The organism is Pseudomonas sp. (genome assembly GCF_048269965.1).
Lineage (GTDB): Bacteria > Pseudomonadota > Gammaproteobacteria > Pseudomonadales > Pseudomonadaceae > Aquipseudomonas.
Genome location: NZ_JBLWTV010000035.1, coordinates 18106 through 31463, shown reverse-complemented (window position 1 = coordinate 31463; position 13358 = coordinate 18106). Strand labels below are relative to the sequence as shown.

Below are 13358 nucleotides of genomic sequence, written 5' to 3'. Positions count from 1 at the left end.
CGCCGTCTGGCGTTCCGGAATACCCTTTGATCGCAATAGGATCGGACAACAGGCTTGCGGCCGAACATAGGATCTACCCTGCCAATGCCCCTTGCAGCAGCCACAGACCCAATAACAGCAACAACGCCCCACAACCGCGATCCAGCCAGCGCACGCGCTGCTGCAACCAGCCGCGCCAACGCACCTGATCGAGCAGGCGCACCAGCGCCAGATCCCAGAACAGCACCACCAGAGTCATCCACAGCATCGCCAGGCCCAGCCCCCATGCCGGCATCGCGGACTCGCGCAGTACCCCGAACAGGCCGGCGTAGAACAGCGGCAATTTGGGGTTGAGGCTGCTGGCCAGAAGGCCCTGGCGCATTCCTTTCCACACCCCGCCCCGCATTGACTGATCGCCCTGCGGCAGCACGAGATCCCGCCGCGAGGCCAGCGCCTGCAGGCCGATCCAGGCGAAATACAGCCCGCCGACGACCTGCAGCCCGCGCCACAGCCAACTGCCCTCGGCGGGTAACAACGCCATGACGAACAGCACCAGCAGCATGCTCTGCAGGTTGGCCAGGGCGATGCCGCAGGCACAACCATCGGCCTGCCGCCGGCCTTGCGCCAGCGCAGTACGGATCAACAGAAAGAAGTCCGGCCCCGGCGACAGCAAGGCCGCGAAATGAGTACCGGCAACCAGTAGAAACAACGCGAACATGGAACCTCCGTTTGGCGGAGGCAGTGTCGGCAACTGGCGGTATCGATGTATTGGAAAAAACTCAGTGTCAGCCGCGACGCAATCGCTGTCGAGTAAACCGGCGCAGTGGTGGGCGCAACCCTGCAACCTGAGGCTGCGCCCCGCAGAATCAGGCCTGCCCCACGGCGCGAAAACGCCCCGGAGTGACGCCGGTGAAACGGCGGAAGACGCCATTGAAGTGCGCCTGGTCATAGAAGCCAAGGCCCAGCGCAACCTCAGCCAGAGCCTGGCCTTGCAACAGTCTGCGCTTGGCTTCGCGCACCCGGCGCTGCAGCAGATAGGTGTGCGGCGGCACACCATAGGCACGGCGGAACACGTCGATCAGGTGGCGCGGGTGGCGCTGCACCAGAGCGGCCAGTTGCTCCAGGCTGACGGCCTCGGCGTAGTGCGCTTCCAGGTAATCGCGCAGGTAAGCCGTCACCCCGCCGTCACGAGAAGCCGCACGGGCCTCGCGCAAGCCGCCATGGCGCACGAAGACCAGCTCCAACAACGCCAGCAGTTCACTCTCCAGCGCCAGTGCATCGCCGCGCTCGAACTCGCCAGCCAGCCGCGCGAGCCCCGCCGCGACATGGCCGTCGTCATGCGGATTGAGCGTGCTGAAGCCGTTGGGCAGCCGCTTGCGCCCGAGCAGCGCCGGCAGCCGCGACTCCTCGACATAGAGCATGCGATAGACCACGCGCGCAGACTCGGCATGCCCGGTATGCGGCTCCTCGGGGTTCATCAGCGACAGGGTGCCGGCAGGCAGCGCATAGCGCTGACCCCGGCATTGATAGCCACCGACACCCTGCACGATGGCGCCGATGGCGAAAGCGTCATGACTGTGACGACCGAACGCCTGCCCGGAGAAATCGGCGTGAAACAGCTCGACGCCCGGCAACCAGGGCTTGGCCAGCAGGCTGTTGGCGTCCATTTCAGCGCTCGGCGAGGATCGCCGCATAGCCCTCGCGGTAGCTCGGATACTGCGGTGACCAGCCCAGGGCGCGGGCGCGGGCATTGCGGCAACGCTTGCTGCCGGCGCGGCGCACGCGCTGCTCGTCGCTCCAGTGGCTCACGCCCAGTTGCTCACGCAGCCAACCTACTACTTCGTGCAACGGCGCCGGCTCATCGTCCACGCCCAGATAGCAGTCGGCCAGGGGCACGCCTGCGGCGTCCGCCTGCAGCAGCGTGGCAAACAGCCCCGCTGCGTCGTCGACATGAATGCGGTTGCCATACAGCGGCGGCGTCTCGCTGACGCGATAGCCGCCGCGCACCTGGCTCAGCAACCATTCCCGACCGGGGCCGTAAAGGCCTGTCAGACGCACCGTGGTCGCCGGCAGACCGCTGTCGAGCGCGACGCGTTCAGCCTCGCGCATGATCAGCGCAGAAAAACTCTGGGCTTCGGCAGGAGAATGCTCGTCGATCCACTCGCCTTCCTGCTGCCCGTATACCCCGCTGCTGGAGGCGAACAGGGTGCGCCGTGGTCGCTGGCCATGCTGCGCCAGCCAACTCAGCACACGGCGCAACCCTTCGACATAGGCGGCGCGGTAGCCCGCCTCGTCGTGCTCGGTGGCAGCTGCGCAGTACACCAGGTAATCCAGTTGCCCTTGTGGCCAACCCGGCGGGCAGGCATCGGCGTGCAGATCGCCGGCCAGCGGTTCGATCGCGGCCGGCAGCGCGGCCACATTGCGGCGCATGCCCAGCACGCGCCAGCCTTGTTCGGCCATGCGCAGGCCGAGGCGGGTACCGACGTCTCCGCACCCGGCAATCAGCAGGTTGTTGCATCCCGACATGCTTTTCTCCATGACATTTATGCAAAGGCGCAGTTTAGCCCGGTTGGTTCATTCGTATGCAAAGGCTATGCTTGTCGGCAACTTAATGGATAAACACTATGACCCTCACCGAACTGCGGTACATCGTCACCCTCGCCCAGGAACAGCATTTCGGCCGCGCCGCCGAACGCTGCCACGTCAGCCAGCCGACCCTGTCGGTGGGCGTGAAGAAGCTGGAGGACGAGCTGGGCGTGCTGATCTTCGAGCGCAGCAAGAGCGCCGTGCGCCTGACCCCGGTCGGTGAAGGCATCGTTACCCAGGCGCAGAAGGTGCTGGAGCAGGCTCAGGGCATTCGCGAGCTGGCCCAGGCTGGCAAGAACCAGCTGACCGCGCCGCTGAAGATAGGCGCCATTTATACGGTCGGTCCTTATCTGTTCCCGCACCTGATTCCGCAGTTGCACCGGGTCGCCCCGGACATGCCGCTGTACATCGAGGAAAACTTCACCCATATCCTGCGCGACAAGCTGCGCACCGGTGAGCTCGACGCCATCATCATCGCCCTGCCGTTCCAGGAGGCCGATGTCCTGACCAAGCCGCTGTACGACGAGCCCTTCTACGCGCTGCTGCCGGCCGGCCACCCCTGGGCGGCGATGGAGACCATCGACACCAAGCTGCTCAACGACAAGAGCCTGCTGCTGCTCGGCGAAGGCCACTGCTTCCGCGACCAGGTGCTGGAAGCCTGCCCGACCCTGCGCAAGGGCGGTGACGACCACGGCAAGCACACCACGGTGGAATCCAGCTCGCTGGAAACCATCCGCCACATGGTCGCCTCCGGCCTTGGCGTATCGATCCTGCCGTTCTCGGCAGTCGACAGCCACCACTATGCACCGGGCGTGATCGAAGTCCGTCCGCTCAGCGCGCCGGTGCCGTTCCGCACCGTGGCCATTGCCTGGCGCGCCAGCTTCCCGCGGCCCAACGCCATCGAGGTGCTGGCCGACTCCATCCGCCTCTGCTCGGTCGCCCGCAGCCCGCAGACCAAGAGCGCCTGAGGCCGGACGTGAGCGAGCTGGCAGCGGTTTCCGTCACCGCGCTCAAGGGCGTGGGTGCGGCCCTGGCCGAGAAACTGGCCAAGGTCGGCCTGGAAAACCTGCAGGACGTGCTGTTCCACCTGCCGCTGCGCTACCAGGATCGCACCCGTATCACTCCCATCGGCGCGCTGCGCCCAGGGCAGGACGCGGTGGTCGAGGGCATCGTCGCCGGTTCGGACGTGGTCATGGGCCGGCGGCGCAGCCTGCTGGTGCGCCTGCAGGACGGCAGCGGCACACTGAGCCTGCGCTTTTTCCACTTCAGTCAGGCGCAGAAGGACGGCCTCAAGCGCGGTACTGCCCTGCGCTGCTATGGCGAAGTTCGTCCCGGCGCTACGGGTCTGGAGATCTACCACCCGGAATACCGCGCGCAGAGCGGCGACGAGCCGGCACCGGTGGAACAGAGCCTGACGCCCATCTACCCAACCACCGAAGGTTTGACCCAACAGCGCCTGCGCCAGCTCAGCCAGCAGGCACTGGCGCGCCTCGGCCCACACAGCTTGCCGGATTGGCTGCCTGACGAGCTGGCCCGCGACTATCACCTGGCACCGCTGAGTGATGCCATCCGCTACCTGCACCGGCCACCACCGGATGCCGATGTCGAGGAACTCGCCGAGGGCCGCCACTGGGCCCAGCACCGCCTGGCCTTCGAGGAATTGCTGACGCATCAGCTGTCCCTGCAGCGCCTGCGTGAACAGGTGCGTGCGCAGCAGGCGCCGGCCCTGCCGCCGGCCAGGAAGCTGCCACAGCAATACCTGGCCAACCTCGGCTTCGCCCCGACTGGCGCGCAGCAGCGCGTGGGCGCCGAGATCGCCTACGACCTGGCGCAAAGCGAACCCATGCTGCGCCTGGTGCAGGGCGACGTTGGCGCCGGCAAGACGGTGGTCGCCGCCCTGGCCGCCCTGCAGGCGCTGGAGGCCGGTTATCAGGTGGCGCTGATGGCGCCGACCGAGATCCTCGCCGAGCAGCACTTTCTCAACTTCAGCAAATGGCTGGCGCCGCTCGGCCTGGACGTCGCCTGGCTGGCCGGCAAACTCAAGGGCAAGGCCCGCGCTGGCGCGCTGGAGCAGATTGCCGGCGGTTGCCCGATGGTGGTCGGCACCCACGCCCTGTTCCAGGACGAAGTGAAGTTCAAGCGTCTGGCCCTGGTGATCATCGACGAGCAGCACCGTTTCGGCGTGCAGCAACGCCTGGCCCTGCGCCAGAAAGGCATCGACGGGCGCCTCAGCCCGCACCAGCTGATCATGACTGCCACGCCCATCCCGCGCACACTGGCGATGAGCGCCTACGCCGATCTGGATACCTCGATCCTCGACGAGCTGCCGCCAGGGCGCACGCCGGTCAACACCCTGGTGATCGCCGACAGCCGTCGCCTCGAGGTGGTCGAGCGCGTGCGCAATGCCTGCCAGCAGGGACGCCAGGCCTACTGGGTGTGCACCCTGATCGAGGAATCCGAAGAGCTCACCTGCCAGGCCGCCGAAACCAGCTTCGAGGAGCTTTCTGCGGCACTGGGCGAGCTGCGCGTCGGGCTGATCCACGGACGCATGAAGCCGGCCGAAAAAGCTGCAGTGATGGATGAGTTCAAGCAGGGCAAGCTGCAACTGCTGGTGGCCACCACGGTGATCGAGGTCGGCGTCGACGTGCCCAATGCCAGCCTGATGATCATCGAGAACCCCGAACGCCTGGGTCTGGCCCAGCTACACCAGCTGCGCGGCCGGGTCGGTCGTGGCAGCGCCGCCAGCCATTGCGTGCTGCTCTACCATGCGCCACTGTCGCAACTCGGGCGCGAACGCCTGGCGATCATGCGCGAGACCACCGACGGTTTCGTCATCGCCGAGAAGGACCTCGAACTCAGGGGGCCAGGGGAAATGCTCGGCACCCGGCAGACCGGTCTGCTGCAATTCAAGGTCGCCGACCTGATGCGCGATGCCGACCTGCTGCCCGCCGTGCGCGATGCCGCGCACGCTCTTCTGGAACATTGGCCGCAACATGTGGCTCCATTGTTGGAGCGCTGGTTGCGTCACGGCCAGCAATACGGTCAAGTGTGAACCTGTTCACAGGACAACCGTCGCCACGAACCTTTGCGCAAATCCTCGCTGGTTATACTCCGGGGCACATGCGCCAACGCTGGATATCGATATGACTGAAGCTGCCCTCGCCGCCAACGCCACTGCGCAAGCGCCCGCCGTGATCGTGCAACTGCTGGAGAAACTCGCCGTTCCCTATCAGGTACGCGCGGAGCGCCCGGGTCAGCCAAGCGAGGCACGCCTGCAGGCCGTGCTGGTGGACGATGCCATCGGCGCCCTGCTGGTGCTCTATCCGCGCAGCCACATGCTCGATCTGTCGCGCCTGGCCGAACTGACCGGGCGTCAGCTTACTGCGGTCAAGCCGGAACGCCTGGAGCGCATGCTCGGCAAGCACAATCTGGCCGCCCTCCCCGGTTTGCCGCCGCTGACCAGCTCGCCCTGCCTCTACGAAGAGCGCCTGCTGCAGGTGCCCAGTCTGCTGATCGAGTCCGGCCAGCCTGGTGTGTTGCTGGAAATCCCCACCGAAGCCTTCAAGGCGCTGCTGAGCAAGGCCAGCGCGGCGCGTTTCGGCGAGCCGGTCAGTGCGATCAAGCCGAACCTCGATCGCCCGCATGATGACCGCGCAGAAATCACCCAGGCCGTGCAGGCCTTTACCGCACGCCGCATCCAGCAGCGCCTGGAAGAAACCATCGAGATTCCGCCGCTGCCGGAAACCGCGCAGAAGATCATCAAGCTGCGTGTCGACCCTAACGCCACCGTGGATGACATCACCGGTGTGGTCGAGACCGACCCCGCGCTGGCCGCCCAGGTGGTCAGTTGGGCCGCCTCGCCCTATTACGCCGCGCCCGGCAAGATCCGCTCGGTGGAAGATGCCATCGTCCGTGTACTGGGCTTCGATCTGGTGATCAACCTGGCTCTCGGCCTGGCCCTGGGCAAGACCCTGAGCCTGCCCAAGGATCAGCCGCAGCACGCCACGCCCTACTGGCAGCAAGCGATCTACACCGCTGCCGTGATCGAGGGTCTGACCCGCGCCATGCCGCGCGCGCAGCGCCCGGAAGCTGGTCTGACCTACCTGGCCGGCCTGCTGCACAACTTCGGTTATCTGGTCCTGGCACACGTGTTTCCACCGCACTTCTCGCTGATCTGCCGTCATCTGGAGGTCAACCCGCACCTGCCTACCGGGCATATCGAGCAGCACCTGCTGGGCATCACCCGCGAGCAGATCGGTGCCTGGCTGATGCGCCACTGGGATATGCCGGAAGAGCTGTCCAGCGCCCTGCGCTTTCAGCACGATCCGTCCTACGCCGGCGACAGCGCGGCCTTCCCCAATCTGGTGTGCCTGGCGGTCAGCCTGCTGCGCAACCGGGGTATCGGTGCCGGGCCGCAGAGCGAGATTCCTGATGAGCTGTTCGAAGCCCTGGGGCTGACCCGGGAAAAAGCCGAGGACGCGGTGAGCAAGGTGCTCAGCGCCGAAGTCGCCCTGCGTGAACTGGCAGCGCAGTTCCAGCAGCCGCACTGAGCTGCTGCGGCCCGGGCTGCCATGCCTGCCCCTGAAAGCCTTGCCTGCCGTCCTGTCTAGTTGCTTGCGAGCCGGCGGGCTGTTCGCTTCGCGCGGCCGGCGTCCCGGCCAGCCCTACGGCTTGCCCGCCGTCTTGCGCAGCTGCTCACGGCGCTCGGCGAACAGCTGCGGCACCACTTCCAGGCTGATGGCGAGCAACTGGCTGACACTGGGATGCTCGTAGAGTGCCGCATACTCGGCGAGCTGATCGCTGGGCATCTGCCGGTAGGCATAGAACATGAAGGTTTCCACCGCCTGCTCGCTGGACTGGCGAATGGCGTTCGCCTGGGTCTGCGTCTGCGCCTGCAGTTCGGCCTCGCTGAGGTTCTCGCCCCGCGCCCTTAGCGCCAACAATGCCTGGGTCTTGCCGACTTCGTAACGCAGCAGGCTGGCCAGCTCGGTCGTACGGGCGGCAGCATCGAGACGCTTTACCAGATCAAGGCGCGCGCCTCGTGGCGGCTGCTCCTGCAGGCGCTGGCGGTATTCAGCCAAGCCTTCGGGTTGCTCACCGACCGCACGCTCGGCGGCAGTGAAGCGCTGCGCCAGCGGACTATCGAGACGCGCACGAGCCTGTTCGCCCTGCGCCGTATCGAAACGAGCAGCGACGCGCCTGGCCAGGTCCAGACAAAACACCTCGCCAGCGAACAACTGAGCGAGGCGCTTCTGTTCGGCTTCATCCTGACCGCGCTGCAGCAACGGCGCGCTCTGTTCGCACAGCAGATGGATACCGGCGAGTTCGAACAGGGGCAACAGCACCTTGGCAGACGCCGACTCGGCCCGCGCCGTGGTGGCGGCCAGCAACAGCAGGGGTAACAGGAAAAGACGCATGGTCAGGCTTTCCACAGGAACGTGCCTGGCAGCCTAACCAAAGCGCAGCGTCGCGGCCAGCCGCGACGCACATCAGTGCCGATCAGGCGGCCTTTTTCGGCGCCTCGGCCTTCTTCTTCGGCATCAGGTACTTGGTCAGGCCCTGGAACCACATGACCAGCGCCGGGTTGCCCTGGATCTGGATGTCCTTGTTCTGGATGCCCTGCATGAACGCCAGCTGCCTGTTCTTCGCGGTCATGGTTTCGAAGCCGTAGGCGGCATCCTTGAAGCCGATGGCGAATGCCGGATCCGTGGCAGTGCCGCGCTTGCTGGTCACGCGCTGACCGGCCACGGTGAAGTGGCGGGCCACCTTGCCGTCCAGCGTGTGCAGCTGGAAGACCATATCGCGACCTTCGAGCTGCTGGCGGAACGCCGGGTTTTCACGACTGGCCTTGGCCATCAGGCGGCCCAGCATCCACAGGAGAAAACGGAATTTCATGCACAGGGCCTCGTGATCGAAGATGATGGCCGCGCATTGTAGTGGTTTTCTTGCAGGACTACAGCCTGTCCAAAGCATGGCTGCCGAGCCAGGAAGGCAGGGTGCGCCGCGAGATACCGCGAATCAGGTGCACACGGTCTCTACAGTAAGTGAGCAGACTTGATGAAGCGAGGAGGAACCCGGAGCCGAGCGGCTCCGGGTAACGGGCTCAGTTGACCGCATCCTTCAGGGACTTGCCCGGTTTGAAGGCGACGGTGTTGCTGGCCTTGATCTTCACCGGCTGACCGGTTTGCGGATTCTTGCCAGTACGGGCGCCACGGTGGCGTTGGACGAAAGTACCGAAGCCAACCAGGGTCACACTGTCCTTGCGGTTCAGTGCACCGGTGATTTCTTCCAGTACGGCGTTGAGTACACGATTGGCCTGATCCTTGGTCAGATCAGCCTTTTCGGCGATGGCGGCGGCGAGTTCCGGTTTACGCATAGATGCCTCTTTGACGGTTTTTTGTTGTTGTGTCCGTGCTGTCCTTCCAGAACAGCGCCCAAGGCGCCGCAACAGCTCTGCGCTGCGGCAGACCCCTGGGAGAATGGCATGCTGCATCGCACTGCGCCAGTCTCGCCCGCCACTTTAACCAGGCAATTTCGTGGCGTATCCGACAGAACGGCAGGCAATCACGCCAGCAGCGCCGGTAGCTCCTTGTTCAGTGCCAGTTTCTCCTGCACGGCGGCGCCGGTCAGCGCATAACCGAGCAGTGCACCGCCAGCCTCGCGGCAGAGCGCCTTGATGTCACTGCCGCTGCCTTCGACCGTCCATTCGCCCTGACTGCCACGCGGTGGCGGCGAGACCACCAGCGGGCATGCCGGCGTCTTTACCGTCACCGGCATCGGTCCGTAGCTGACCGCCGTCGGTTCACCGGCCAGGGTCTTGGCCAGCGCCCGGGCGCAAGCCATCAGCGGCATGACGTAGAGCAGGTTGAGGCCATCGACCTCGGCGCAGTCACCCAGCGCATAGATATTGGCGTGCGAGGTACGCAGCTGGCGATCGACCATCACCCCACGATTGACGTCGAGCCCGGCCGCTGCGGCAAGCGCGATACGCGGACGCAGACCGACGGCCGAAACCACCGCATCGCACTGGATCAGGCTGCCATCAGACAGCGACGCCTGCAGCGCATCGCCCTGGCGGTCGAGACTGGCCAGCACCGGGCCCAGATGAAAACGTACGCCCAGACCTTCCAGGCCAGCTTGTACGGCAGAGGCCGCTGCCGGATGCAGCAGGCCGGGCATCACCTGCTCACAGGGCGCCAGCAACTCGACCTGGTAACCGCCGGCACTGAGGTCATTGGCGAACTCGCAGCCAATCAGCCCGGCGCCGAGGATCAATACCCGGCGTTTACCGTCCACGGCGCGGCGAAAGCGCGCGTAGTCTTCCAGGTCATTGATCGGGAACAGCGCGTCCTGGGCATCACCCTCTACCGGCACGCGAATCGGCTCGGCGCCCCAGGCCAGTACCAGATCGCGGTAGGGCACGGCCTCCTCACCGATCCACAAGCGCTTGTGGCCGGGGTCGATTCCGGTGATGCGGGTATGGGTGCGAATTTCCGCATTGAGCTGCTCGGCCATGGCGCCCGCCTCGGCCATGGCCAGGCCGTCGGCATCCTTGTTCTTGCCGAAGCCGGTGGACAGCATCGGTTTGGAATAGGAGCGGCCGTCGTCAGCGGTGATCAGCAACAAGGGCGTCTGCGTATCGAGCTTGCGCCACTCCTTGGCCAGGTTGTAACCGGCCAGGCCGGTGCCGACGATGACGACTGGTGCACTCATGCTGTGATTCCTCGCGACACAAACGAGACGACGGCCTGCAGGCCGTCATCATTGATTCAGAAGGTTCAGGTGCGTTCGATACAGTCGAAGTCGACCCTGACCATAGCCAATCCGGAAAGCGCCAACTGACTGGCAGCTGTTCTCGGGGAGGCGACGGAATCACACCCTACTGGATCGGGCAGCAACTGGCCAGATGCGCCCGGGCAGGCCAGCCAGAGGTTGGGTAGGTCGACGAACTCATGTTCGCCTGCGCCCACCGAGAGCCTGTAACGGTTGTGCGAACGGTGATTCCGAGGGTCGAGTGGGGTCAGTGATCGAGCCTGCATGGACTTGCCAGGCACAGCAGACCTCAATCCAGCTTGACCACCTTGGCCAGGACCACCTTGGGCCCCTTCATCTTCTTGACGATGATGCGCAGGCCGTCGGTTTCCAGCACTTCCTCTTCCTCGGGCATGCGCTTGAGAGTTTCGTAGATCAACCCGGCGAGCGTCTCGGCCTCGATATGGTCGAGGTCGACACCCAACAGTCGCTCGACCTTGGCCAGCGGCGTGTCACCGCGCACCAGCAGCTTGCCCGGCTGGTAGGCGAGGATGCCGCGCTCGGCCTTGCGGTGTTCGTCCTGAATATCGCCGACCAGGGCCTCGAGCACATCCTCCATGGTCAGGTAGCCGATCACCTTGCCGTCGGCCTCTTCGACCAGCGCGAAGTGCGCGCCGCCCTGACGGAACTGCTCGAGCAGCTGCGACAGCGGCATATGCCGGTTGACCCGCTCGAGCGGGTGCATCAGATCCGCCAGCTTGAGCGCCGATGGCAACATCTCCAGCAGCGACAGGTGCAGCAGCAGGTCCTTGATATGCAGTACGCCGACGAACTCGCCCTTGCTCTCGTCGAAGATCGGGTAGCGGCTGTACTTGTGGCGGCGGAAGGTGGTGAACACCTGATCCAGACTGGCGTTGAGCTCCAGGAAGACCAGATCCTCACGCGAGTTGGCCCAGTCCACCACCTCCAGCTCGCCCAGTTCGACCGCCGACGCCAGCACACGCAGGTCCTGGTCGTTGTCACTGGTGGCGCGGCTGGAGTGCAGGATCAGCTTGAGCTCTTCACGGCTGTAGTGGTGCTCGTGGTGCGGCCCCGGCTCGCCTTGCCCGGCGATGCGCAGGATGGCGTTGGCGCTGGCATTGAGCACGAAGATCGCCGGGTACATCAGCCAGTAGAAGGCGTACAGCGGCGCGGCCGTCCACAGCGACAGCAGCTCGGGTTTGCGAATTGCCCAGGACTTGGGCGCCAGCTCGCCGATGACGATGTGCAGGTAGGAAATGATCGAGAACGCGGTGAAGAAGGCGATGCCGTGAATCAGCTTGGGTGACTCCACGCCCACCGCCACCAGCAGCGGCGTCAGCAGCTCGGCGAAGGCCGGTTCACCGACCCAGCCGAGGCCCAGCGACGCCAGGGTGATGCCCAACTGACAGGCTGACAGATAGGCATCCATCTGATTGTGCACGGTGCGCAGAATGTGTCCGCGCCAGCCATGGGCGTCGGCCAGGGCATCGACCTTGGTCGCGCGCAGGCGCACGATGGCGAACTCGGCGGCGACGAAGAAACCGTTGAGCAGGACCAGAAACAGGGCGAACAGCATGAGACCGAAGTCGGCGAAGTAAGCAGAAGCGGGGAGACTCGTGGAGGGGTCCATGAAGGTTCGGGTTGGCCAATGATCGCTAGAGGTTGGCGCTTGGCCGCGTCGAATGCAAGCACTCAGCGCGCACGCTGCACCACCTGTGCCGGGGCGAAATGGCAGGTGAAGGTGCTGCCCTTGCCCGGTACGCTGCTGATCTCCAGGTTGCCACGGTGACGCAGCAACACATGCTTGACGATGGCCAGGCCCAGCCCGGTGCCACCCGTGTTGCTGGCACGGCTCGAATCGACGCGATAGAAACGTTCGGTCAGTCGCGGCAAGTGCTTGGCCTCGATACCCATGCCGGAATCGCTGACGGCCAGGTGCGCGCCCTTCTCGTCGCTCAACCAGCGAATACGGATGTCACCGCCGGCCGGGGTGTACTTCACCGCGTTGAACACCAGGTTGGAGAAGGCGCTGCGCAGCTCCGCCTCGCTGCCCTTGAGCTTGAGATGGGGGTCGGCCTCCAGGCTGATGCGATGTTGCTGATCGCCGGACAGGGCCTGAGCGTCGTTCTTGATCGACAGCAGCATCAGGTCCACCGCGACCGGCTGGTTGTCCGAGGGGTAATCGGTGGCTTCCAGCTTCGCCAACAAGAGCAGGTCATTGAGCAGGGTCTGCATGCGTGCGCCCTGTTGCTGCATTTGCTGCAGCGCGCGCAGCCAGCGCGGATTGACCGCTTCGACGTTGTCCAGGAGCGTCTCCAGATAACCGGCGATCACCGTCAGCGGCGTGCGCAGCTCGTGGGAGACGTTGGCGACGAAATCCTTGCGCATCTGTTCCAGCTGATGCAGACGAGTAACGTCACGCACCAGCAGCAGGTGCTCGCGGTTGCCGTAGCGGGTGATATGGAACTGCAAACGGCGACGATCATTGATCGGTGAAGGAATCTCCAGGGCATCGGCATAGTTGCCGCGCTCGAAGTAGTCCTTGAAACGCGGGTCGCGCACCAGGTTGGCCAACTGCTGGCCGCTGTCTTGCGGGGTTTTCAGGCCCAGCAGCGTTTCCGCTGCGCGGTTCCACCATTCCAGGTTGCCCTGGCTGTCAAGCATCACCACGGCGTCCTTGAGGGCAGCCGTGGACTCCTGCACGCGATCGATCACCGCCTGCAAGCGGCCACGCGCCTTCTGGTTACGGCGTTGCAGGTGGTAGATGCTGTCGAACACCTCGCCCCACAGACCGTAACCATCGGGCGGTGGCTCGTCGGGTTTGTGCTCGCGCAGCCATTTGTGCAGGCGCAGCAGTTGGCTCAGGGTCCAGCCCAGATGAATGGCCAGGCCGCAGGCCAGCACCCAGGCATATTCACCGGTGATGAAGCCGAGCAGCAGGCAAGCGCCAACCAGCAGCAACAGGCGGCGCACCACGGCGCCACGCCAGTCTTGATTCACGATGGAGCGCATCCTTGTGA

General features: G+C 65.1%; 12 protein-coding genes. 3 read left to right on the top strand and 9 right to left on the bottom strand.

Translation table 11 applies throughout. The annotated features are described in order from the left end of the window. Nucleotides 1-73: 73 nt before the first annotated feature. The 3 genes from ACN0X6_RS23925 to ACN0X6_RS23915 all read right to left on the bottom strand — a co-directional run bounded on the left by ACN0X6_RS23925 (nucleotide 74) and on the right by ACN0X6_RS23915 (nucleotide 2505). Nucleotides 74-697, bottom strand: a complete 624-nt coding sequence (locus tag ACN0X6_RS23925) for a LysE family transporter (protein ID WP_417707774.1) — start codon at nucleotides 695-697, stop codon at nucleotides 74-76. Between the two features lie 148 nt (nucleotides 698-845). Next, nucleotides 846-1646: a helix-turn-helix domain-containing protein gene (locus ACN0X6_RS23920; RefSeq protein WP_417707772.1), complete on the bottom strand. Its 801-nt coding sequence runs from the start codon at nucleotides 1644-1646 to the stop codon at nucleotides 846-848. A 1-nt stretch (nucleotide 1647) separates the two neighbouring features. After that, nucleotides 1648-2505 (bottom strand): NAD-dependent epimerase/dehydratase family protein, encoded by an 858-nt coding sequence (locus tag ACN0X6_RS23915; protein WP_417707770.1) that lies wholly within the window; start codon nucleotides 2503-2505, stop codon nucleotides 1648-1650. Nucleotides 2506-2603: 98 nt separating this feature from the next. On the opposite strand from ACN0X6_RS23915, the gene ACN0X6_RS23910 reads away from it, so the two are divergent. From ACN0X6_RS23910 to ACN0X6_RS23900, 3 genes are all read left to right on the top strand, one after another. Then, nucleotides 2604-3533 (top strand): hydrogen peroxide-inducible genes activator, encoded by a 930-nt coding sequence (locus tag ACN0X6_RS23910; RefSeq protein WP_322939401.1) that lies wholly within the window; start codon nucleotides 2604-2606, stop codon nucleotides 3531-3533. 8 nt (nucleotides 3534-3541) lie between these two features. Beyond that, nucleotides 3542-5617, top strand: a complete 2076-nt coding sequence (recG, locus tag ACN0X6_RS23905; RefSeq protein ID WP_417707768.1) for an ATP-dependent DNA helicase RecG — start codon at nucleotides 3542-3544, stop codon at nucleotides 5615-5617. A 91-nt stretch (nucleotides 5618-5708) separates the two neighbouring features. After that, a complete protein-coding gene (locus ACN0X6_RS23900; protein ID WP_417707766.1) occupies nucleotides 5709-7115 on the top strand; it encodes an HDOD domain-containing protein in 1407 nt (468 codons plus the stop codon). 114 nt (nucleotides 7116-7229) lie between these two features. On the opposite strand, the gene ACN0X6_RS23895 is transcribed toward ACN0X6_RS23900, so the two are convergent. The 6 genes from ACN0X6_RS23895 to phoR all read right to left on the bottom strand — a co-directional run bounded on the left by ACN0X6_RS23895 (nucleotide 7230) and on the right by phoR (nucleotide 13350). After that, complete coding sequence (locus ACN0X6_RS23895; RefSeq protein WP_417707765.1) at nucleotides 7230-7982, bottom strand: hypothetical protein; 753 nt, start codon at nucleotides 7980-7982, stop codon at nucleotides 7230-7232. An 82-nt stretch (nucleotides 7983-8064) separates the two neighbouring features. After that, the gene (locus ACN0X6_RS23890; RefSeq protein ID WP_417707763.1) at nucleotides 8065-8460 is read right to left on the bottom strand and encodes a helicase; all 396 of its coding nucleotides are present in this window, start codon (nucleotides 8458-8460) and stop codon (nucleotides 8065-8067) included. Between the two features lie 208 nt (nucleotides 8461-8668). Then, on the bottom strand, nucleotides 8669-8941 hold the full coding sequence (locus tag ACN0X6_RS23885; RefSeq protein ID WP_003242571.1) for an HU family DNA-binding protein: 273 nt from the start codon (nucleotides 8939-8941) through the stop codon (nucleotides 8669-8671). Nucleotides 8942-9129: 188 nt separating this feature from the next. Next, complete coding sequence (locus ACN0X6_RS23880; RefSeq protein ID WP_417707761.1) at nucleotides 9130-10278, bottom strand: NAD(P)/FAD-dependent oxidoreductase; 1149 nt, start codon at nucleotides 10276-10278, stop codon at nucleotides 9130-9132. Between the two features lie 349 nt (nucleotides 10279-10627). Continuing rightward, complete coding sequence (locus ACN0X6_RS23875) at nucleotides 10628-11968, bottom strand: hemolysin family protein (RefSeq protein WP_417707759.1); 1341 nt, start codon at nucleotides 11966-11968, stop codon at nucleotides 10628-10630. A gap of 62 nt (nucleotides 11969-12030) precedes the next feature. After that, on the bottom strand, nucleotides 12031-13350 hold the full coding sequence (phoR, locus tag ACN0X6_RS23870; RefSeq protein ID WP_417707757.1) for a phosphate regulon sensor histidine kinase PhoR: 1320 nt from the start codon (nucleotides 13348-13350) through the stop codon (nucleotides 12031-12033). Between the last annotated feature and the right edge of the window lie 8 nt (nucleotides 13351-13358).